Raw genomic sequence first — 22,025 nt, 5'->3', positions numbered from 1 at the left:
TCACGCCGTATTCGCGCACGGTCATGGCTGCCGTGCGCGCTGCCGAGCTGGGGGCGCTCGGCGGTAGCAGGTCGATCACCATGTCGATCGGGCCGTCGGCCGCCGCGGACATCGCGGCGCGGTCGCCGGCCTCGTCCCCGGTGAGCGGGACCGGGCGCACGCGTGCACCGAACCTCTCGGCGAGCAGGTCGAGCGCGGCCTGGTTGCGGCCTGGGGCGATCACGCGGCCCGCCCCCATGGCGAGCGCGACCGCGACCGCACTGCTGCCGAGGTTGCCGGTGGCCCCGTTGACGAGCAGCGTCTCACCGGCTGCAAGTCCGCCGGCCGGCAGCCCGCCGTAAGGGATGACGTGCACGCCGCGCGCGGCCCAGCGGGCCGGGTCGTCCCCCGCCGCTGCGGGGAGCGGGAAAACGTTCTTCGTCGGGATCCGCATGAGCTCGGCGAACGATCCGTCGTGCAGGGACCGGGCGAGGCGCGCGCCGCCCTCGCCGCGGGAGCTCCAGCCCTGGAGGGTGATGTCGGGCGTCAGGGCGTCGTCCCGCGAGCGCACGGTCGAGTCGCACCACACCAGGTCGCCGGGGCGCAGCCGGGTGGCGTCCGGGCCCACGTGGACGACCCGTCCCATCCCGCCGATCCCGGGCACGACGGGAGGGCAGGGGGTAGTTCCGCTCGCCGCTGAAGACCTCGGCCGCGTATGGCGCCAGGCCGCCTCCCTCGAACGAAGCGCGGGCACCACCCTGTTCGAACGCCGCCCCGACGGGGTGCGGCACACCCCCGCGGGTTTGACTCTGCTGCGCCACGCTCGCACGATCCTGGACTGTCTGACGGCGGCGGAGCGCGACCTCACCGGCACCGTCTCGCGTACCGAACTGGTGCGGCTCGGGCTGTTCCTGAGCGCGGGCGCGGCCATCCTGTCCCCCTCACTCACCCGCCTCGCGGCGACCGACCCGCAGATGATGGTCACGACTACCGAGGGCACCACGCCCTCCCTGATCCGGGCACTGCGCGCGGGCTCGATCGACCTCGCCGTGCTCACGTCCCGCCCTACCGTCGCCGACACCGAACTGGTCGTGGCGGTGCCTTCGACCGGAGGGTTCGCCGGCCGCACCGCGGTGCACGTCGACGAACTGGTCGACACCCCGTGGATCACCACCCCGGTGTCAAACGCCGAGCCGCTGCTCGGCGTCTGGCCCGGCCTGCCCGGACGGCCGCACATCGTCCATTGCGCGCGCGACTGGCTGACGAAGCTTCAGCTGGTCGCCGGTGGGTTCGGGGTGACGACCGTGCCCTCGCGACTCTCGCCGGTGCTGCCGCCCGGGGTGAGCCTGCTGCACGTCGAAGGCGCACCTCCCGAGATCCGCCGGGTTCTCGTGGCGCGACTCCCCGGCCGCCCCCCCAGCGATCACGGCCGTCACCCGCGCAATCGCCTCGACGACCTGATACGTGCCGACGAGACCGTCAGACTCGGTGCCGCAGCCCGCCGAGGGCGCACACCATCACGTGGACCTCGGCATTGGCCAGGCCCCTTTCAACAGGAGCCCCCGTTGTCGTCCAGGACCTCGACGGCGTCGTCCGCATCCATCTGCCCGTCTTCGCGACCCTCGACGAACCACAGCACATCGACCAAAGCCCCGGCTGCACGAGGGGCGCTCAGGGGGCGGTGCGTGAGCTGATGTCTGTTTCCGGGTGAGGCTGGGACAGGGCTGCTATCCAGAGTGCTCGGCCTGCTACTGCTTCCTGGTGAAGCTGCCGGTGTCGGCTTCGGTGAGGATGCCCGGCTTGACCACCCTGACACCTGTCAAGGGCCCGCTGCTCACGGCAACACCGAGGGCCGGCAAGGCTGGAGGATCACCATCCCGTAGTTCCCGGACCGCGCTTGCGCGGCGTGACCGCGACACCGGTCGGCCCGTCGCCGACGGGCACCGTGCCGGTAACCCGCGCGGCTGCCGTGTCGATGACCGACACCGTGTCCGCTTCGAATTCACTGACATAGACGTGGGAGCCGTCGGGGCCGACGGCAAGTCCGTTGGGGCCGGCACCCACCTCGATGGTGTCCGTGACGCCGAGGGTACGGGTGCTGATCACCGACACGCTGTTCGACCCGATATTGGCCACGTAGACGTGGCGTCCGTCAGAGCCGGCGCCGATGCCGGCGGGCTGCACTCCGACCGGGATGCGGGCCGTGACCGTGTTGCCGCGGGTCTCGATCACCGTCAGGTCGTCCGAGATCAGGTCCGAGACGTAGAGCTGACGGCCGTTCGGGGTGAGGGCCAATGCGGTGGGACCGTTGCCCACGGGGACCGTGTCCACGACCGTGTCGGTGTCGGTCCGGACCACTGAGACGTCGTCCGAAGCCGCGTTGGCGACGTAGAGGCGGGAGCCGTCCGGCAGTACGGCCAGGCCCAGGGGCGAGTCCCCCACCTTGACGGTGTCCGTGACCTTCCGCGTGCGGGTGCTGATCACCGAGACGTCGTCCGACCTCACGTTGGCCACGTACGCGTGCCTTCCGTCCGGTGAGATCGCGACCCTGCTGGGCTCGTTCCCCACGGCAATGGTGTCGATGACCGTCCTGGTGCGGGCCTCGATCACCGACACGGTGTCCGCCGCGGAGTTCGTGACGTAGACGTGCGAGCCGTCGGGAGTCACGGCCACGCTGTCGGGCCCGTCACCCACGCGAACACCGTCCACCACCGCGTCGGTGCGTGTGTCGATCACCGAGACCGTGTCGGAGCGGAGGTTCGCGACGAAGGCGAAGGCGCCCGGCCGTGCGGAGGCGTTCGGTGCCGGCGCCGCGAGCGTCCCCGGTGCGCTCGCCAGCGCCGCGAGTGCCACCGCCAGGGCCACGCCCACTCGACGCCCGGTCCCCTGAGTCCGTGTCATGGACCACAAGCTACGGCTCGCGGTACTGGTCAGAGGTGAGGCTCGCCCCGAGGGAAGACCAGGGCGGAGGATCAGGTGCTCGGCCGGCTACTGCTTCCTGGTGAAGCTGCCGGTGTCGGCTTCGGTGAGGATGCCCAACTTGACCAGGCGTTTCAGTTTGGCGCGGGTGCCCTCGATGTTCTTCGGCACCAGTTGGTGGTTGAGGGCTTCGCAGACGTCCCGGGCTCGCAGGAGGCTGATCACGTCGTTGAAGACGGCGAGGATGCGGGGGGTAGTCCGGGTGTTCGGGCAGGTCCGGCGGGGTGGCCGGGAGCCGGTCGGCGAGAGCGGTGACAGCCTTCCGTGGGATCGCGAGGTGTTCGAGGTGGGTCTCGGCCTCCCGCAGCCGGGCCAGCAGGTCGCCGATCCGGGTGCGGAGGTCGTCGGCCGAGGCCCGCGCGGCGTCTTTCTGGATGCCGCGCGCGTCGAGCAGGGGTTGGAGGTTCACACGCTCACCATCTGCGGTTCGCGCCAGGTGGGGTGCTCTCGCCGGTGAGGCGGCGGGCCATGACCTGGGTCATGGCCCAGTGGATGCGGAAGACGGACGGGGCCGGGTGGTGCTCGTAGGCGCGGAGCAGACGCCCGGTGCAGCTCGTGGAGGCGGGGACCCCGGCGGCGGCGTGGACACTCTGGGTGTCCGGGCCCACCAGGGTCGGGTCCTCCAATCGGCGGGCCCTCTCACGGACCTGGCAGCGCAGGAGTTCGTGGATAGCCTGGTCGGTGCCGTCATCCCGCCAGGCGGCGAAGTAGTAACACGTCGCGCTCTTCGGCGGCAGGTCGTGCGGGAGCCACACCCACACCATCAGTCGATGCCAGAACCACCCCAAGCCTCACGAACCGGCCTCTCAGAAGATCAACGGCAGAGGCAGGTCATCCCACGACACGCCACTGACATCAGTCTTCGTGGGACGCCACAAGAAGTGGACCAGAGCTCACTCAACGACCCTGGCCGTTACCGTTGAAGAAGAACGGGCGGGTCCGCTTCCCGTCATAGCCGCGGGGAACCAACGGGTTCCCGTCAGCAGGGGTCCGGTCGGCCACCAAGCGCCCAAGGAACCTGAGGAAGCGTTCCCATCGCGTGTAGACGGCCGGGACCGGCGAGGCAGGAACCTCGCCCTCCGAGCGCACATAATGCCCCCGGTCGGTCCCATTACCTTCCATCGACCGCTCGTCCCGCATCGGAATCTCCCTTGAAGGACCACACAGCGTGGGCAACGTCCGATCCATCATCCTGACAGGCACCGGCAGCTCCGAGCTGCGCGAAACCCTTCACCCCTATTCAGCCACAAACAGAGCAGGGGCGGAACGGTCAACAGCGCCAACGCTCAAAGACCCGCGGACCGGAACAGGCCCACAGCCCCGAAAAAGCCCCACTTGCCGGAACACCGCCACGGCCGGCCCGACCGTCGCACCTCCGCTGCGCTGACGGTCTTCAGCCAACGTCACCCGGTCGCCTGCGCCACGAATGCGCGGGTGTTGCTCCGGGCGGTGACGTGCGGGGGCGGCTCGATGCCGTCCGCGAGCAGGGTGTCGGCCTCCGGTTCGCCCCAGGTCGCGACCAGTGGGAGGACTCCCGCCCAGATTCCGAGGGCGGCGTCGGGGCCGTCGCCGTCCTCCGGGCCGCCGGTGCTCGTCTTGACCGACGCCTCCTCGAGCGAGATGCAGAGCAGCGCGGTCGCCGCCATCTCCTTGGCGCTGGGCTGCCGCGCGTAGTCCCACTGCCCGGGTGTGGCCTGCTCGGTCAGGCAGCGCAGACCCTCCAGCTTCTCCTCCGTGTCCGTGACCAGACGCGGGACGCCGTAGATCATCGCGCTGCGGTAATTGACGCCGTGCTCGAACACCGACCGTGCGAGCACGAGGCCGTCCACGTGCGTCACGGTCACGCACACCGTCGCCCCGGGTGAGGCGACCAGGCTTCGGCTGGCCACGGACCCGTGGAAGTAGAGGTTGCGGCCGTCGCTGCCGTAGACGGTGGGGACGACCATGGGGTACCCGTCGACGACCACCCCGAGGTGGCACATGAAGCCCGCGTCCAGGATCGCGTTGAGCACGGCACGGTCGAGACTTCCCTGAGCCCTCAGGCGACGGTGACGGGTTCGGTCCACCTCCGGCAGCGTGGAGGGAAGTTGGCTGTAGTTCACGTACGCCTCTTTCACAAGTGCGTTATGCATCAGGGGACTTCACGCATGGCGGACGGGCCGGGGCATGCGGCAGGAACCCGCGGACCCGTCGGTGCGATGGACCCGACGCTACCGATATCGCCATTGTTTTGCCAGCATTCAACGAAATCAGTTCATCGAAGGCTGCAACACAACGGAAACCCTCGCCCAGCCTCCACCTCAGGCCTCCCGCAGCGACGAACGCCCCCCTCGCACCCGGCACACCACCCACCTTCAGTTACTTAAAAGTAATATGACGGCTATTCAACTGCCTGTCGCTTCGCTGCCAGACTCCTGCTCTCAGCACGCAAGGAGCCCACTTCAGTGACCGACGCCGCCAGCACCGCCCTGCAGCATCTGCGTGACGTACATGCCTTCCAGTGGTACGTCATACCGCTACTTCTGATCGTTCTGTACGTCTACGCCACCGAGGCGGAGCGGCGTAACTGGAACGTCTTCTTCGCCGGCCTGGCCTTCTGGGGCATGGACTGGTTCAACGAGATCTGGAACGCCCTGGTCTTCCACTTCACCGGACGGGCCCCGGTATGGGGCGCGCCGGGCGGTGATTCGGCCTACCTGATCCTGATCGGCCTGAACATCGAGATCTGCTTCATGTTCGCGGTGTTCGGCGTGGTCGCGGCCAAGTTGCTGCCGGCCGACAAGTCATTGCGCGTGCTCGGCCTGCCCAACCGGTGGGTACTTGCGGGCGCCGGAGCCGCCGCGGCGGTCGGTGTGGAGGTCGCCCTCAACCAGGTGGGCGCGCTCACCTGGGAGTGGTCATGGTGGCGAGCCGGCATGCCCCTGCTGATCTGGCTGATCGGCTACATGCCTTTCTTCCTCGTCAGCTACTGGGTCCACGACCTGCCCAAGGTCAAGTCCAAGGCCATCGCCGTGGGTTCACTGCTCACTCTGGACGCCGTCGCACTGGTCGTCTTCATCTCTCTCGAATGGATCTGACATGCTTCGCTCCTTACTGGCCGCCTCCCTCCTCACGGCGGTGACCCTCGCCCCGGCCACCCCAGCCGCAGCCACCACTGGTCCGTGCCAACTGGCCGGAACCGCGGGCCTGGCCGACCTCATACCGGGCAACAGCACCCTGGGGCTCTCCGCGCTGCAGCCGGCGGCCGTCGAACTGCCGTCGCAGATCAACCTGCGGGGAACCACGGGCACCTTCAACCGACGGTGGTCCTTCGCCCTGCGTGAGGGCCGGATGTACGTCAAGGAAGCCTCCACGACCGGTGGTTGGCGCACGATGGCGCTGCCCGCCTGCCTGGCCGGCCACGTCACCGGGATCTCCGTGGACGACGACGAGCTGGTGGCGCTCGACGAGGGCGGCAACATCTACACGATGGACCATGCCCTCAACGCGCCTTGGACGTGGAACTGGACACACCGCTACGGGGCCCCGCTGTGGTTGGGCGGCGGCAACACCGTCCCGTACCGGTCGGCCCGCTGGACCTGGTCCGTCCTGTCACCCGGCGAGGACAAGGTGTGGCGCGACACCGCGGGCAACGATCACCCGGCGGGCGGCGCCAAGGTCTCCCACGTCTTCGCGCTCAGCGATGACGGCAGCCGCATCACCTATGTCGACCCCTGGCTCCCCGCCGACCACAGCTACGAGATGTCCACCCCGCTGCGCGGACGCTTCCAGGCCCAGGCGCTGTCCACCGCCGCCTCCACCTCGTTCGTCATCAACCGCTACGGCGACATGTACACGCGCCTGTACGACTTCGACATCGCCGGATCCGACAAGGTCTTCTTCAGCTACTCCTACGAGGACCAGCGCGGCGCGACCTTCCCGAAGATCCAACTGCCCGCTCCGGACTGGATGCGCCAGCCCAAGATCCCCGGACAGGTCACGGACCGGATCTCGATCCACAAGACCGGCGTCGGATCGGACGCCCGGGAACTCCGGGTAGAGGGCAGCGACCAGGGTCACGCCGGCTACTGGAGCAAGACCCTCACCGCATCCCAGTGGACCTTCACCCCCACCGACGAGCCCCTCGAAGGCCATGTCCTTCAGAACACCCCCGCCGACCGCTCCACGGACACCCTCGCGGCGCCCTCCCCCTACCACTTCGCCGGCGCGCTGGGGCAGGCAAACGCCCGCGTCCGCGAGTTCGACGTCGCGGTCGAGGGCACGCCCCTGATCCTGGAGGCGGACGGCCAGGAGCTCCAGCTCACGCTCCACACGGTCGACGGTCTGCGCCAGACCCCCCAGGCTCCGGGGCTCACCTCCCAGCCGAGAAGCTTCAACGGCTCCGTCGAGGTTCCGCAGGCCGTCCTCGACAACCTCGACTCCTACCGCCCCGCCCTGCGTGACCTCGTCCGCGACCGGCTCAAGTCCGCCCGGTTCACTGACACCGACGTCACCGTCACCGACCAGACGATGACCATCGCCCGCCTCGACCTGTCCCTGAACCGCACCTGACGAGCAAGCACCGCCCCTTCCCGACCGGGTGGACGTCGAGACGCCCCGGCGCCTCGACGTCACCGGGCGGGGGCGGCGGCGCCCGGCATGCAGCTGGTCATCGCACGGGAGACGGTGGCGGGGGCCCTGGACGGCCCGGCCGTTCCTTCCGGCCCAGGATGTCCCGGCGCGGGGCGCGGAGACCGTGGCCGGGGTCCCGATGGCGCCCAGCCGGTTCTGCCCGGGCCCGATCCGTTCGGCGTCGGCTCCGGCTCCGGCCTGCCGGGCGGCTTCCAGGCGCCGCTCGTGCTCGCCGCGCTCGCCGCTCGCCCGCCGTGTCCCGCGGCGGGTCGGGCGGCGGGCCCGACGGGCGCCGGTGGGGTACGAGGGGCCGCGGACGGGACGATGGCGCCCGGACCGGGCCCCACGCCTTCGAATCCGTTGTGGTCGACCTCAGCCGGAGGCCGTGTAGGCCATCAGCGCGTCGCCGGAGGAGAGGACGTGGGCGATGGCGAGGCCGGTGTACCGTTCACCGGTTTCGGCAAGTCGTTCCGGCTTCCCAGCCGCCCCGTGGTGAGCCGCGCCCGTCGCGGGAGGAACAGTTCCTACGCCACCGCCGGAGCCGGAGGCGGGCGGGCACGGGCTCGCCGGGGCGGGCCGGTGACGAAGCGCGGGCGGGGTGTGGGGGGATCATGGATGGGTGCGAAACCTTCCAGGGCGTGACCAGGGGGACGAACCGCCCGAGCCCTCCGGACCCGCCGAGGGCATCGCGGGGGCCGGTCAGCGGGCACTCGGCGAGGCCCTGATCCGGGTCTGCGCGACTGCGGGGGCGTCCATCGGCATGCTCTACCTGCCCGACCCCGCCCGGCGCGTCCTGCATCTGGCGATGACCCTGGGCCTGGCCCGTGAGTTCGCGCTGCCCTGGTCCCGGGTGGTCGTGGACGATGCCATCCCGGTGGCCGACGCGGTCCGCGAAGGACGGTTCGTCTGGCTGGGCGGCCAGGAGGAGACCGCCCGGCGCTACCCGCGCCTCGGCCTGGTCCTGCCGTACGACTTCGCCCTCGCCGCCGCCCCGCTCGTCCCCGACCCGGTGCCCGAGGCCGCGGAGCCCACGGGGGCCGGTCTCGTCCTCATGTGGCCCGGCTCCCACGCGCCCTACCTGACCGCCCGGGAACGCGACGCCGTGGACTCGGCCTGCGGCCGTCTCGCGAACCACCTGCGCCGGGCCGCCGACGCCGGACACCCCGTCCGTCCGCCGGCGCACCCGGTCATGCTGCGACCGCTTCCCCCTCCCACGCCCGGACCGGCCGAGGCCGCCGCCGCCATGGCCTTCATCCGCCGGCTGCCCGGAGGCAACTGCGCACTCGATCTGAACGGCACCATCACCTTCATCACCGCCGAGGCGGCAGAGATGCTGGGCGCACCCGTCTCCCGGCTCCGCGGAGCCCTCCCCTGGGAAGCACTGCCCTGGATGGACACCCCCGTCATCGAGGACCACTACCGGGCCGCAGCGATCAGCCGGCTGCCACGCAGCTTCACCGCCGCGCCCCCGATCGGCCGCTACCTGCGCTTCGACCTCTACCCGGACGACACCGGGATCAGCGTGCGCATCACCCCGGTCACCGCCGATGAGCCCGTCCCGCCGCCCACCGCGCCGAGTGCCGTCCCCGCGGAGCCCTCACCGAGCCGGGCCACCGCCCTCTACCAGCTCATGCACCTGGCGGCCGCCCTCACGGAGGCCGTCCACGCCCGCGACGTCGTCGACCAGGCCGCCGATATGCTCGTCCCCGCGCTCGGCGCCCAGGCCCTGGCCCTTTTGGTGGCCGAGGAGCAGCGCCTGCGCATCGTCGGCTTCCGCGGCTACACGGCCGAGCTCATGGCCCGCTACGACGGCATCCCGCTCAGCATCCACACGGCCAGCACCCATGGCCTGCGCACGGGCGAGCCCCTGTTCTTCGCGACCGCCGACGAACTGGCAGCCGCCTTCCCGAACGTCCTGATCGGGGACGACATGGCGGCGTGGGCCTTCCTGCCCCTCACCGCGTCCGGCCGGCCCATCGGCACCCTGATCCTGGCCTACGCCCGTCCCCATCCGTTCGTCCCCGGTGAACGGGCGATCCTGACCTCCCTCGCCGGACTCATCGCCCAGGCCCTGGACCGCGCCCGGCTCTACGACTCCACCCACCAGCTCGCCCACAGCCTGCAGACCGGCCTGCTGCCGCACGCCCTGCCCGGCGTCCCGCACCTCGAAGTGGCCGCCAGCTACCTGCCTGCGGCGCACGGGCTCGACATCGGCGGCGACTTCTACGACCTCATCCGGATCGACGACACCACCGTCGCCGCCGCCGTCGGCGACGTCCAGGGCCACAACGTGAACGCCGCCGCCCTCATGGGCCAGGTCCGCACAGCCGTCCACGCCACCGCCGGAGCACATCCGGCGGAGGTCCTCGCCCGCACCAACCGCCTCCTGACCGACCTCGAACCCGGGCTGTTCACCAGCTGCGTGTACGCCCACATCGACCTCGCGGCCCGCACCGCCCACCTCGCCACCGCCGGCCACCCGCCCCCGCTGCTGCGCCACGCCGGCGCCCCGGCGAAGATGCTGCACCTGCCGCCCGGACTGCTCCTCGGCATCGATCCGGACGCTTCTTACACGGCCGTCGAGATCCCGTTCGAGCCGGGCACCCTGCTCGCCCTGTACACCGACGGGCTGGTAGAGGTTCCCGGCGAGGACCTGGAAGACGGCATCGCGGCCGTCGCCGCCCGCATCACCGCGACCCACCAACGCCACCCGCTGAGCACGCTGGCGGACGAGCTCATCGGCCAGGCCCTCGGCGGAGCCCCCCGTACCGACGACATCGCCCTGCTCCTGCTGCGCTACGCCCAGGAGGGGCGGCACCCGTGACAGGGCCCGGGAGTACGTCCGGCTCCGGGGCTCCGGTTCGCCGCCCTATTTTTGCGGTGCCCGCTTCCCGGTGTAAAGGCCCACCAGGCGCGGGCCGGGTGGCTCAGCCGTCGCTTCCGAGGCCGCGGTCGGGTGCGCTCATGTCCCCCGTCGCGGGGATGCCGTCGGCGAGCCCGTAGCGCAGATGGACGGTGCCCTTGGGGCCGGCTGCCGGGGGTGCGAGGAGCGTGAGGTTGGTGGGTACCGCGCCGCCGTCGAAGACCTTCTTGCCGACGCCGAGCACGATCGGGTGCAGCCAGAGGTCGAGGCGGTCGAAGAGCTTCTCGCGCAGGAGGGTCTGCACGAGGTCCAGGCTCCCTACGACCTTCACGTGCTGGTGCCGGTCACGGATCTCTCGCACCGCGTCGGCGAGGTCCGGCCCGAGCTGCGTGGATCCGGCCCATGAGAGGTCGGGCTTGCCGCGCGAGGCCACGTACTTGGGGACGCTGTTGAAGAGCGTGGCGAACTCGTTGTCCTCGCCGCCCTCCTGGTGCGGCCAGTAGGCGGCGAAGATGTCGTACGTGCGCCGGCCGAGCAGGAGGGCGTCCGTGCCCTCGTACGCGGCATCGACCTGCGCCCCGGCGACCTCGTCCAGCAGGGGCGCCTGCCAGCCGCCGAACGGGAACCCCACCGGGTCCTCGTCGGGGCCGCCGGGCGCCTGCCCGACGAGGTCGAGGGTCGCGAACATCTCGATGTCGATGAGGCCCATGGCTTGCTCCTGGTGAGTGGGTTGTCTCCGTCAAGAGATAGACCAGCGGGCGCCCGCAAACTCATCGCCGCGACGGAACCGACTTCGTTTGACCCAGCGCCGGGCCTTCCCGCCGTTGCCTGCGCCAAGGCGCGGCAGCGTCTGTGGCGTGATGCGGTCCGGGCGTGCCTCGGTGGTGGAAAGGGGGTGGCGGACGGGGCGTTCCCAGGGACGCAGGACTGATGGGGGACGATGTACGCCTCTTGCGTACACCGTCCCCCATGCGTACAGTGTTCACACCGAGAGGACGCTGTACGCATCGAGGGGGAGCAGACATGCCGAAGAACGTGAGCCGGGACGAGCAGGGCAGCCGGGATGCCAAGGGCGCGTGGGGTTCCCGGGATTCCGCGGGCCGGAACCTGGACCTCGCCCACTGGCAGGCGCGCCTCGACGCACTGCGCGCCAAGCACCACGTCCCGGGCGCATCCCTCGCGCTGCTCGTCGACGGGACCGTCCACGAACTGGCCAGCGGCGTGCTGCACCGCGGAACGGGCGTGGAGGCGACGACCGACACGGTCTTCCAGATGGGCTCGATAGCCAAGGTCTACACCGCCACCCTGGTCATGCAGCTCGCAGAATCGGGTGAACTGGACCTGGACGCCCCGGTCGTCGACGTACTTCCGGAGTTCTCGGTCGCCGACCCCGAGGCGACCGGGGCGATCACCACACGTCAGCTGCTCAGCCACACCGGCGGTCTCACCTGCGACTTCACCCACGACAGCGGGCGCGGTGACGACTGCCTCGCCAAGTACGTCGAGGCGGCGAAGGGCGTGGCGCTCGATGGCCCGCCCGGCACCGCGATCTCCTACAGCAGCGTCGGCTACAACGTGCTGGGCCGGATCATCGAGGTGGTGACCGGCAAGGTCTGGGACCAGGCGCTGAAGGACCTGCTCCTGACCCCCCTCGGCCTCACGCACACCATGACGCTGCCCGAGGAGGCGCTGCGGTTCCGCGCGGCCATGGGGCACCTGGGCGAGGCGGGCCAGGAACCGGACCCGGCACCGCAATGGGACATGATGCCCCGTTCGGCGGGCCCCTACGGCAGGGTCATCGCCACCGCGGGGGACCTCGCCCGGCTCGCCCGGATGCACCTGGCCGGCGGCGTGGCCGAGGACGGCACGCGCATCCTCTCCGAGCAGGCGGTCGCGCTGATGCAGCGCCGGGTGGTGGACTGTCCCGACAAATGGACGGTCAGCTCGGACGGCTGGGGCCTGGGCTGGACCCTGTACGACTGGAACGGCGTCCAGGGCTACGGGCACGACGGCGCCTCCATCGGGCAGTACGGCTACCTGCGCGTGGTGCCGGCGGCGGGCGTCGCGGTGGCGCTGCTCACCAACGGCGGTGGCGCGCGGGAGGTGTACGCGGCGCTCTACCGCGAACTCCTCGCCGAACTGGCCGGGGTGACCATGCCCGAGCCCTTCGCCCCGCCGGCCCAGCCGCCCTCGGTCGACTTCGCGCCGCTGGTCGGCACCTACCGGCGCGAGGGCGTGGTCATCACCGTGACGGAGCGGGACGGCGCGGGCCACGCGCTGTACGAATTCGTCGACGGCATGAAGGACTTCTCCGAACCGCTCCGGATCGACCTGCTGCCGGTGACGGAGACGGTCTTCGCCGGTACGGGGGTGGGCGCGGCGTTCAGCGAGGACTACATGCCCGTGGTCTTCTCCACGCTGCCCGACGGCACGGGCTGCGTCTACATCGGCATGCGCTGCGGCCCCAAGACCGCGTAGCACGACGAACGCGCACCGGCGCGGCCGTTCAGGGGGCGCTCGGGGGCGTGAAGACCGGGGCCGGGGCATCGAGCCCGCGCACCAGGTACTTCGTCAGGAGGCGCCCGCTCGCCCTCTCCGCCACGGGGTCGGCGGGCAGCGGCCATCGGAGCTGCTCGTACAGGTCGATCCGGTACAGGTCTATGGTCGCCTCGACCAAGTCCGCGAAGGTACGGGCCCGGGCGGGGAGGAGGACGAGGCAGGTGCTCGTGACGACCGCGAGGCTGACCGGCAGGGCCCATGGGGTCCAGACGGTGAAGGCCGAGAACAGCAGGCCCCACAGGAACCCGGCGACCGCGCCGTCCAGGGCCGTCCGTGCCGCGATGAGGTCCGTCCTCGCCTGGCCGGGGAGGAGCAGCCACATGTGGGGCCAGACTGCCACCGGGTCCAGGCCGTACTTGTCCACCGGGCGGCTCTCCCCGGCGCGGAGGATGTTGCCCACCCGGGTCGGCATGTAGCGGTCCGGCCGGCTGGGCCAGTCCCGGCGCCGGCGGTCCAGGTGCTGGAAGCGGGCCAGCTGTTCCGGCGTTGCCCGCCCTTCCGCGACCTCGTCCGCGAGCTCGTGGAGCTCGGTGAGGACACGTCGTGCCGATCCCCCGGTCCCCCGCAGCAGCAGCGGCCGCAGGAAGGCGACCGGCCGGGGCAGATAGCCCTCGATCAGCCGCAGCGTGCCCTCGATCGCCCAGCCCACCACCACGCTGCTCGTGGCGACGCCGAGGAGCAGGGCGAGGAGCGTCGCGATCTGACCCGCGGCGGACTGGCGCTGGAGCCAGGTGCCGAGGTCGGAGAGCCGGTGCCAGCCGCCGTGGGCGAGCAGCCAGGCGAGCAGCCCGCCCGCCCAGAACACCAGGGCCGGTCCGGCCGCGGACGCCCACCGGTCGGCGAGTTTGCCGCCGACCGACTCCCAGAACTTGCCGATCACGCGGGGCCGGCTTCCGAGCGCGTCAGCCGCCCACCGTGCCTGGGGCATTCGGGGATCTCTTCCCCGACGTCGAAGCGGTACCAGACGAGGTCGCCCCCGGGGCAGTGGAACCGGTCGACGTCGACGATCTCGCCGTCGCCGGAGAGCCGCACCTCCCGGACGCGGGGCGGTCGGTGTTCCGGATCGGCGAGAACGGCCGACGCGAAGGCGCGCAGTGTCGCGTCGGCCGAGAAGGCGGTCGCGAGCTCCTCGTCGACGTCTTCGCCCCGCGCGGCGCGGACCAGCAGCGAGTCGAGGAGCTGGTCCATCCGGACGGCTTCGTCGGCCCCGAGGAGTTCCTTGAGGTATCCGCGGACTGTCCTGGCGGTCATCAGGAGTTCTTCACCCACGCTCACCCACCCCCGGACATTTCTACCACAATCCCGTTTCGGACAAGTGGAGTTGAGGGACAATGACGACGTCGTATGCGGGGTCGTCCACCGGGGGGGGAACCTTGAACGCTCCCAGCCGTCGCGTGCCGGTGCAGTACGAGCCCGCGGCCGTCGCCGCCGTACTCGCGGAGATGCTGGTACAGGGTCCGTACGACGTCGGCGCGTTCGTCGCCGGCCACACCTTGCTCCTCGACCGCTACGACATGGCCGCGGCGGTCCGGCTGGCCTGCGGGCTCGGACCCGGTGCCGCCCTGGATGCGCTGACCGCACGGCAGCGGACCAACATGGGCCTGCTCCACCTCTACCGGGGTGAGGTCGAGCAGGCGGTCCGGGTGCTCGACACCGCGCGCTCCCTGGGCGACCCGGAGGAGCGGACCGTCGCCGACATCTACCTCGGGTCCGCGTACCAGGCCCTGGGTGACGACGCGGCGGCGGTCTCGGCCCTGGAACGCGCGGTGGGCTCCGGCACCCGGGAATCGGGCTTCGCCGCCCAGGCGCTCGCGATGGTGGTGGCGCACGACGAGCCGGACCGGGCCGTGGAGCTGCTGGCGTTCGCGGCTCGCCAGGGGGGTACCGCGGGCGGTCAGGCGGCCTTCAACCTGGCCGTGCTCCTCGCCGAACGGGGTGATCGGGACGGAGCGGAACGGGCGTACCGGCAGGCGATCGAGGAAGGGACCCCCACCGCCAGGACCTGGGCCGCCAACAACCTGGGCAATCTGCTCAAGAGGGCCGGCAGGCCGGAATCCGCCGAAGCGGCCTTCCGGATCGCGATCGCCGAGGGCCTGGCCGACTCGGCGGTCAATCTCGGTCTGATGTTCGCCGAGCTCGGCAGGGACGACGACGCGCTCGCCGCCTACCGTACGGCCGTGGCCATGCCCGATCCCGATCAGCAGGCGCGGGCCCTGACCAACATCGGTGAACTGTTCCTCGCGGCCGGGCGCTTGGAAGAGGCCGAGCAAGCCCTCCAGGAGGCTCTCGCCACGGGCCACCCCGAGCATTCCTGGCGCGCACGGTTCGATCTCGGCTCGGCACTGGCCAACCTCGGGCGGCGTCGGGAGGCGCGGCGCCACTGGGAGATCTGCCTGACCTCCCCCGTGCCCCGGGTGGCGGACACGGCCCGCGCCTGTCTGGCCGATCTGGACCGTGGCGTGCTACCGACCCGGCCGTCCGACGAGACGCACCCGGAAGCGCCCGAGCCCGGGCAGCTCGCCGAGTCACTCGCGCAGCAGCTGTGCAACACGGACACGTGGACCGATGCGCGGGCCCTGTTGCTGGCCCCCCCGGAGAACACGCGGGCCATCGCGGAGGCCCTCGCCCGGAACGCGGCGACGGCCGAGGCGCAGGGGCACGACGGCGACGCGTACGCATGGCGCCAGCATCAGCGGCTCGTGGAACGGTGCGTGGAGATCGGCATCGACGCGGCCTTCGCCGAGAAGTCCGGCGTCGCGGGCATGGCGGACGACGGACTCGCCGTACGGTACCTGGCCCTGACGGATGCGATCGCAAGCCACCGTGCCGCCGGTACGCGCGCCGAGAGCGCCGCACGGGCAGCCGCCGCACTCCTGGATGATCCCCGATGGCGGCGTTCCTCGGAGGAGTTCAGGGCCCGGGCCCTGGTGCTGGCCGGCGAGGCGACGGACATCGGTGGACTCGATCTCCCGCACGAGCTCCGCCGGCGGATCATCGGGGAGATGCGCGAACTGTGGCGGCGCTGCCGGCCCCGGTTCATGGGTCTGCTGCCCCACAACCTCGCCGCCGCGCTGCTCACGTACCGTACGGGCGGCGTTTCCCTGGCGAACGCCGACGAGGCGGTCAAGCTGCTGGACGCCATCGAGTTCGCACGGGACGCGGCCCCCGACGGGCAGGCCCTGATCCACAGCCTGCTGGCGGAGGCCCTCGCGTACCGCGCCGGCGTGAGCGTCGAGACGAGGGCCGAGGATTTCGAGCGTGCCCTCGCCCTCGCGGAAGCCTCGGTCCGGCACCTCGCCGCGGCGCGGCAACTGGGCCGCGGCGAGCGCTCCCAGGTCCGCGGCAGGGTGAGCCGGGTGCTCGAACTCCATTACGACCTGACCCGCGAGCGCAACTCCCTCGACCGGGCCATCGCACTGAGCCGCGAAGTGGCCGACGACTGCGGCCCGGCACACCGGCTGGCAGCCGTCTACAAACTCTCCGGACTGCTTCTGGACCGGCGCAACGTCGGAGACACGGCGGCTGCCGTCACCCTGCTCGGCGAGGCCGCCGAGCTCGCCCCCGGCGGCAGCGAGCTCCATGAGCACATCGTGTACCGGCTGTGCGAGATGCTCCTGGAAGACGGCTACGCCGCGGGAGCCGACGCCCTCCCCGCACGCCGTGTACACGCGCTCATCGACCGCAGGCTCATGGAGATCGACAGCGCCACGACCAGGAGCCGCTGCCGCACGGCCATCCTGCTCGTCCGCCTTTTCGAGCACACCGGGCAGGTCGCCCTCGTGCAGAAGGCCGTGCAGATCCTGGAGGCGACACTCGACGCCGGGGTCGACGGGGAGGACGCGGCCCTGGCGGCCCAGGTCCACGGGCTCACCCTCGGCATCCTCTACGAGGCGACCGGTGACGTGGACGCTCTGCACCGGTCGGCAACGCTCCTGCAGGCGCTGGCGACCGGCAATCCTCCGGATCCCGAACGCATCCAGCAGTACGGCACCGCGCTCTACACCCTGGGGATCGCGACGGGGGAACTCTTCTACTTCGACCAGGCGATCGACGTCCTCAGGGCCGGATACGGGGAACGGGCCGAACCCGAGTTCGTCAGGCAGCTCGCCATCGCCCTGGAGAACCGGGGCCACCGTCTCAACGACATCGGCGATCTCAGCGAAGCGGTCTCCCTCCACCGCGAGCTGTACGAGGCGACCGACCCTCAGTCGGCCCTGCGGTGGCGCCACGCGGCCGATCTGGCGACCGCACAGCTCCGGCTCGACGACCTGGCACCCGATCCGGCCATGCTCGACGAGGCGATCACCTCACTGCGCGACGCCGTCGACGGCCGACCCACCGCGCAGGTCGGGACACGCCCCCTGCACAACCTGGCGTCCGTACTGATGCGCCGGTACGAGCAGACCCGCGCTCCGGGGGTCCTCGACGAAGCCATCCCCCTGCTCGAACGGTGCGTGTCCCACGAGAGCGCGGCCTCCGCGCTGCTGCCCATGCACCTGGCCACCCTCGGTGAGGCGCTGACCCTCAGGCACGCCCGGGACGGCTCGGAGGAGGACGCCGCCCGCGCGACGGCGACCCTGCGAGCGGCCTGCACGACAGCGGTCGAACAGGGCTTCCCCCTCCGACGGGGGGCCCGGATCTGGGCCCGGTGGGCCGGTGACCGCGGTGCGTGGGCCGAAGCGGTCGAGGCGGCCGAGCTCGGGCTGGCCCACCACGAGACCTCCGTACGCGCCCAGTTGGTGCGCGACCACAAGGAGGCCGTCGTCGCCGAGCTGGGCTGGCTCAGCTGCCTGGGCGGGTACGCATACGCGCAGCTCGGCGACACGGCGGCGGCCGCCGTCATCGTCGAGCGCGGACTGGCGGCGATGCTGTCCGATGCCCTGGAACGCGAACCGGCCGACCTGGGCGGGCTCCAGGACGCCGGACGCGGCGATCTCGTCCGCCGCTACCACGACCACACCCATGCCATCGCGGAGCTCGAGACGCTCCTCGATCCTTCGAACAGGGGCGTGCGCCGGCCCGGCGCCCCGGGCGGCGCGGCCGGGCAGTGGGCGGAACCGCTCAAAAGGCGGCACGAGGACCTGAAGAGCCTCATCGACGAGATCCGCGAGGTCGACGGATTCGGCGACTTCCTCAAACCGCCGGGCCTGCAGGACATCTACGCCGCAGCCGAGGAACAGCCCCTCGTGTACGTGCTCGCCACGCCCTGGGGCGGGCTGGCCCTCACCGTCGAGCGGGGCGGGGACCGCCCCGGTCATGTCGAACTGCCCCTGGAACGCGACAAGGCCGACCTCCTCGCGGCGTATCTGCTCAGCGCGAAGGGACCGGCCGTCCTGCCCGCCATCAGCGTCATCACGGCCGTCCTCTGGACGGCCGTGATGAGGCCGGTGCTGCTGGCGATGGCCGGCCACCGGGCCATCACGCTCGTCCCCGCGGGGTCGCTGTCGTTCCTGCCCTTCCACGCGGCGCGGGGGTCCGCGAACCTGCAGCCCGCGCTGGACGACACGTACGCGCTGGACCTGATGCGCGTCACCTACGCGCCCAACGCCCGCACACTGTCCCAGGCCGCCCACCGCGCCCGCGGGCAGCGGGGCCCGGCCTCGCGGCTGCCCACGCGACTCCTCGCCGTCGACGATCCGGAACCGGGCGCGGCGTCGCTGCGCACCGATGCCGAGATGACCGCCGCGCTCCGGCGCTTCCCCGACCACATCCGTCTCCGGGGCGGCGAGGCCACCGTGGCCGGCGCGCTGGAGCACCTGCCCTCGTGCGACGTGCTCCACTTCGCCTGCCACGGAGACGTGTCCCTCCTCCGCCCCCTGGACAGCTCACTGCGCCTGTCCGGCGGGGAACGCCTCAGGATCGGCACCCTCATGGACACCCGGATCGACGCCAGACTGTCCGTGCTCTCGGCCTGTTCCACCAACGTATCCGGGATCAATTCGTCGTACGAGTCGGTCAATCTGTCCTCGGCGTTCCTGGTCATCGGCGCCGCCGGTGTCATCGCGTCCCAGTGGCAGGTCCCGGACGAGGCGACCAATCTGCTCATGGCGGCCTTCTACGGGTGCTGGGAGGAGGACACGGAGCCATCGGAAGCACTGCGCCGGGCGCAGTTGTGGCTGAGGGACAGCACGAACCAGGAGCTTCAGGAACGTTTCCCGGAGGCGGTGGGCCCCGGTCCTTCGGGGACCGTCCCCCGGTTGCTGTGGCTGGGGACGAGGCCCTACGCACACCCGTACTTCTGGGCGGGCTTCACGTACACGGGGCACTGAGCGAGTGCCGGTGTCGATCCGGCCGCGGTTCAGGCCGCCGTACGTACCGACCCGGCCCGGTGCGCGTCGGCTTCCCCGTCAGGGGCATGCCGCCCTCGTCGCGGGCGGCAACGGCGGCTGACAGGGATATACGTGCGAGATAGGTACGAAAGTCCCGGGCTGTAAGGACCTTCGCGAAGCGCAGGGCTCGTCGTGGTCCACGAAGATCGATCCATCGATGATCATCTTCTGCCGTTTGGGGTGGACTTGTCCCAGTCGACGAACAACACCGGTGAGCGCCTGCCCGGTGGTTCCACGCCAGGAGGCCGGGGAGCCGCGCGGCCGGGCCCGGACCGGGTGCGCGCATCCGCGGATCGTGCCGGTTCCATACCCGTCGCGCGGGTCCGTCCGCTCATGGGCCTGCACCGTGAGCCCGCCCTCTCGGAACCCGAACCCGACACCATCGAGCAGCCCTCGGTATCCGTTGCAGTCGCCGGGGACGGGCTCGGCAAGGCCGCGGCAGCCCGCATGCCCGGCTGGGAGGTTCTCCGGCCGCCCCAGGGTCGCTCGGTCGCGCCCCCCGGCCCCGCGCCGGGCGCACATCGCGCCTCCGTCCCCGCCGGGGCACCGGTGCCCGGCCGCAGCGGGGCCCTGCCACCCCGCCTCGGCCCGGGCCTCACCGAGAGCCGGGCCCTTGTCTGCTCCGGCTGGTGGGCCGTGCTGATCCTGTGTCTCTCCGCGGCCGGTGCCGCGTGGACGGTCCGCAGCCATGGGCTCCCCACCCGGCTGGAGCCGGGTTCCTGGCCCACCGCCGTGGTGGCGGGCTGTGCCCTGGCCGCCCTCCTCGCGGTGGCCGGACTGCGCCGCGGGCGGGACGGTCAGGCCTGGGTCATCACCCTCTTCGGCCGCTACCGCGGCACGATCCGCCGTACGGGCCTGCTGTGGTCCTCTCCGTTTCGCCGGCACGAGCGGATCGACGTCCGGCTGCGCCACTGGCGCAGCGAACCCCTGGCCGTCGTCGATGCCGAGGGCACCGCACTCCGCACCGTGGTGCTGGTGGTCTGGCGCGTACGGGACACCGCCCGGGCATCCCTCGCCGTCGACGACCACATCTCCATCCTGCGCGCGCAGGTCGAGTCCAGCGTCGCGCGGGTGTTCTCCCGAATGCCGGTGGACTGCTTCGACGGCGCCGGCGGCAGCCCGTCCGGAGCCGGGTCGCGAGTACCCCCGGCCACCCTCCGCGACGCCGACAGGCTCGGGGACGAGTGCACCCGGCTGCTGGCGGCCGAGTGCCGGGCCGTTGGAATCGAGGTGTGCATCGCCCGCCCCCTGCGCGTGGAGTACGCCCCCGAGGTGGCGGAGGCCATGCAGCGCCTGCGCAACGCGGCGATCGACGCCCGCCACCGGGACGCGGTCCTCACCTCCGTCCTCGACGCGGTCGACGACACCGTCCGCCGAATGACCGACCGCCAACTGGTCGACCTTGACGACTACGAACGAAAGGCCCTGGTCAAGGACTTGACCGTGGCCTTCTACACAGCCCGTGGCACCGCAGCCGACACCGGTTGCTGACCCGCCGCCGTGCTGTTCATCCCTGGAAGGAAAGCACCCTTGCGTACACCCGAATTCACCGACGTGGTACCCGAGCAGTGCGACTGCGTCGGCTGTGCGCCCATGACGCCCGGAGGCTTCGACGGCCCCGCCGTCCGCCGACGCTGTACTGTCCGCAGCGCCGTCGTGGCGGCGGTCGGGGCAGCTGTACTCGTCGGTACCGGTGCGGGCACCGCATCGGCCGAACCCGCGCCCTCCCATGCAGGCTGGGACGGATCGAAGTACTGGTACAAGGACGCCACCGGCTGGTGGCGCTGGACCTCGCACTACGACAAGTACCTGGCCAAGACGGGTCAGCCGGACGGCGTTGAGAGCCGGCGGACCGCCTCCGGTTCCGGCGGTCCGCGCACCTCAGAGCCGGCGTTCAGGGGTCGGCAGGGCTGGGACCCCACCGACCGCGTGTACTGGTACGAGCGCGGCGGAGCCTGGTGGTGGACCAGCCACAAGGACAAGTACCAGCGCTACACCGGCGGCGGCGGTGCCGCGACGGGCGGCTCGGGCTCGGGCTCGGGCACCTCCGGGTCCGGGACGCCCGTCCGCCACGGCACCGAAGCGGCTGTCGCCTTCGCGATGAACCACATCGGTGACCCCTACGTCTGGGGCGGCAACGGGCCGCACGCCTGGGACTGCTCGGGGCTGATGCAGGCGGCCTACCGAAGCGCCGGCATCAGCCTGCCCAGGGTGGCGGACGACCAGTACCGGATGACCTCCCCGCTCACCCGGTCCGAACTCCGCCGGGGAGACCTGGTGTTCTGGTCGGACAACGGCCGGGCCTCCGGCATCCATCACGTTGCCCTATACCTCGGCGGCGGCCAGTACCTGGAGGCCCCCCGCCCGGGGAAGAACGTCAGGATTTCCTCGTTCGACTACTACGAGCCGAACATGTACGGCCGCGTCCGCTGACCCGGAGCAGGTGCGGGCGGCGTTGCGGGGCCCGGTGGGACCGGTCATGGCGGCGGGCCGGCTGCTGGACCTGGCGGACATGAGCGAACACCGGCTCGCGGAAACGCGCACCGTCGACGGCCAAGCGGCCTGGCTGGACGCCGGGACCGTCGGACCGTCGGACATGCCCTCCCGGGACGGGAGGGACGCGCCGACGACATCTGGTCGGTCCCGGCGGACGGCACGGGCCGCGGCCTGCACCAGTCGGAGCACAACCTCCCGAGGTAACACAC

General features: G+C 71.4%; 13 protein-coding genes and 3 pseudogenes. 8 read left to right on the top strand and 8 right to left on the bottom strand.

Annotated elements, in window-relative coordinates; all coding sequences use genetic code 11:
- Positions 1-4 precede the first annotated feature (4 nt).
- A pseudogene (locus ACZ5D2_RS10145) lies at positions 5-800 on the bottom strand (alcohol dehydrogenase catalytic domain-containing protein); the annotation flags it as partial.
- On the opposite strand from ACZ5D2_RS10145, the pseudogene ACZ5D2_RS10140 reads away from it, so the two are divergent.
- Positions 693-1,440, top strand: a pseudogene (locus ACZ5D2_RS10140) (LysR family substrate-binding domain-containing protein); the annotation flags it as partial. The pseudogenes ACZ5D2_RS10145 and ACZ5D2_RS10140 overlap by 108 nt on opposite strands.
- Before the next feature lie 408 nt (positions 1,441-1,848).
- Here ACZ5D2_RS10140 and ACZ5D2_RS10135 read toward each other — a convergent pair.
- The 4 genes and pseudogenes from ACZ5D2_RS10135 to ACZ5D2_RS10120 all read right to left on the bottom strand — a co-directional run bounded on the left by ACZ5D2_RS10135 (position 1,849) and on the right by ACZ5D2_RS10120 (position 5,090).
- Positions 1,849-2,880, bottom strand: coding sequence for a YVTN family beta-propeller repeat protein (locus ACZ5D2_RS10135; RefSeq protein ID WP_468928504.1), 1,032 nt, complete (start codon positions 2,878-2,880; stop codon positions 1,849-1,851).
- Between the two features lie 87 nt (positions 2,881-2,967).
- Positions 2,968-3,123 carry a hypothetical protein gene (locus ACZ5D2_RS10130; RefSeq protein WP_468928502.1) on the bottom strand — a complete coding sequence of 52 codons (156 nt, stop codon included), beginning with the start codon at positions 3,121-3,123 and terminating at the stop codon, positions 2,968-2,970.
- Positions 3,124-3,509: 386 nt separating this feature from the next.
- Positions 3,510-3,716 (bottom strand): annotated as a pseudogene (locus ACZ5D2_RS10125) (IS5/IS1182 family transposase); the annotation flags it as partial.
- Between the two features lie 645 nt (positions 3,717-4,361).
- Positions 4,362-5,090 carry a pyridoxamine 5'-phosphate oxidase family protein gene (locus tag ACZ5D2_RS10120; protein ID WP_371680976.1) on the bottom strand — a complete coding sequence of 243 codons (729 nt, stop codon included), beginning with the start codon at positions 5,088-5,090 and terminating at the stop codon, positions 4,362-4,364.
- Between the two features lie 312 nt (positions 5,091-5,402).
- Between ACZ5D2_RS10120 and ACZ5D2_RS10115 the strand changes: the two genes are divergently transcribed.
- From ACZ5D2_RS10115 to ACZ5D2_RS10105, 3 genes are all read left to right on the top strand, one after another.
- The gene (locus tag ACZ5D2_RS10115; protein WP_468928500.1) at positions 5,403-6,035 is read left to right on the top strand and encodes a hypothetical protein; all 633 of its coding nucleotides are present in this window, start codon (positions 5,403-5,405) and stop codon (positions 6,033-6,035) included.
- A gap of 1 nt (position 6,036) precedes the next feature.
- Positions 6,037-7,509, top strand: coding sequence for a hypothetical protein (locus ACZ5D2_RS10110; protein ID WP_468928498.1), 1,473 nt, complete (start codon positions 6,037-6,039; stop codon positions 7,507-7,509).
- A 679-nt stretch (positions 7,510-8,188) separates the two neighbouring features.
- Positions 8,189-10,393: a SpoIIE family protein phosphatase gene (locus ACZ5D2_RS10105; protein ID WP_468928496.1), complete on the top strand. Its 2,205-nt coding sequence runs from the start codon at positions 8,189-8,191 to the stop codon at positions 10,391-10,393.
- Between the two features lie 103 nt (positions 10,394-10,496).
- Here ACZ5D2_RS10105 and ACZ5D2_RS10100 read toward each other — a convergent pair whose 3' ends face one another.
- Positions 10,497-11,141 (bottom strand): dihydrofolate reductase family protein, encoded by a 645-nt coding sequence (locus tag ACZ5D2_RS10100; protein ID WP_371680972.1) that lies wholly within the window; start codon positions 11,139-11,141, stop codon positions 10,497-10,499.
- 314 nt (positions 11,142-11,455) lie between these two features.
- Here ACZ5D2_RS10100 and ACZ5D2_RS10095 point away from each other — a divergent pair, with 314 nt between their 5' ends.
- Complete coding sequence (locus ACZ5D2_RS10095) at positions 11,456-12,910, top strand: serine hydrolase domain-containing protein (protein ID WP_468928494.1); 1,455 nt, start codon at positions 11,456-11,458, stop codon at positions 12,908-12,910.
- Positions 12,911-12,938: 28 nt separating this feature from the next.
- Here the strand turns inward: ACZ5D2_RS10095 and ACZ5D2_RS10090 are convergent, their stop codons facing one another.
- Together ACZ5D2_RS10090 and ACZ5D2_RS10085 are read right to left on the bottom strand one after the other, a co-directional pair.
- On the bottom strand, positions 12,939-13,871 hold the full coding sequence (locus tag ACZ5D2_RS10090) for a hypothetical protein (protein ID WP_468928492.1): 933 nt from the start codon (positions 13,869-13,871) through the stop codon (positions 12,939-12,941).
- Positions 13,868-14,242 carry a hypothetical protein gene (locus tag ACZ5D2_RS10085; protein ID WP_371680967.1) on the bottom strand — a complete coding sequence of 125 codons (375 nt, stop codon included), beginning with the start codon at positions 14,240-14,242 and terminating at the stop codon, positions 13,868-13,870. Before ACZ5D2_RS10085 ends, ACZ5D2_RS10090 begins: the two co-directional genes overlap by 4 nt.
- 122 nt (positions 14,243-14,364) lie before the next feature.
- Here ACZ5D2_RS10085 and ACZ5D2_RS10080 point away from each other — a divergent pair, with 122 nt between their 5' ends.
- From ACZ5D2_RS10080 to ACZ5D2_RS10070, 3 genes are all read left to right on the top strand, one after another.
- On the top strand, positions 14,365-19,260 hold the full coding sequence (locus ACZ5D2_RS10080) for a CHAT domain-containing protein (RefSeq protein WP_468928489.1): 4,896 nt from the start codon (positions 14,365-14,367) through the stop codon (positions 19,258-19,260).
- A gap of 393 nt (positions 19,261-19,653) precedes the next feature.
- A complete protein-coding gene (locus ACZ5D2_RS10075; RefSeq protein ID WP_371680965.1) occupies positions 19,654-20,811 on the top strand; it encodes an SPFH domain-containing protein in 1,158 nt (385 codons plus the stop codon).
- Positions 20,812-20,850: 39 nt separating this feature from the next.
- Positions 20,851-21,753 carry a C40 family peptidase gene (locus tag ACZ5D2_RS10070; protein ID WP_468928487.1) on the top strand — a complete coding sequence of 301 codons (903 nt, stop codon included), beginning with the start codon at positions 20,851-20,853 and terminating at the stop codon, positions 21,751-21,753.
- Positions 21,754-22,025: the final 272 nt, after the last annotated feature.

This window comes from Streptomyces sp. NPDC031479 (genome assembly GCF_055581065.1).
This window is presented reverse-complemented; position numbering and strand designations above follow the sequence as displayed.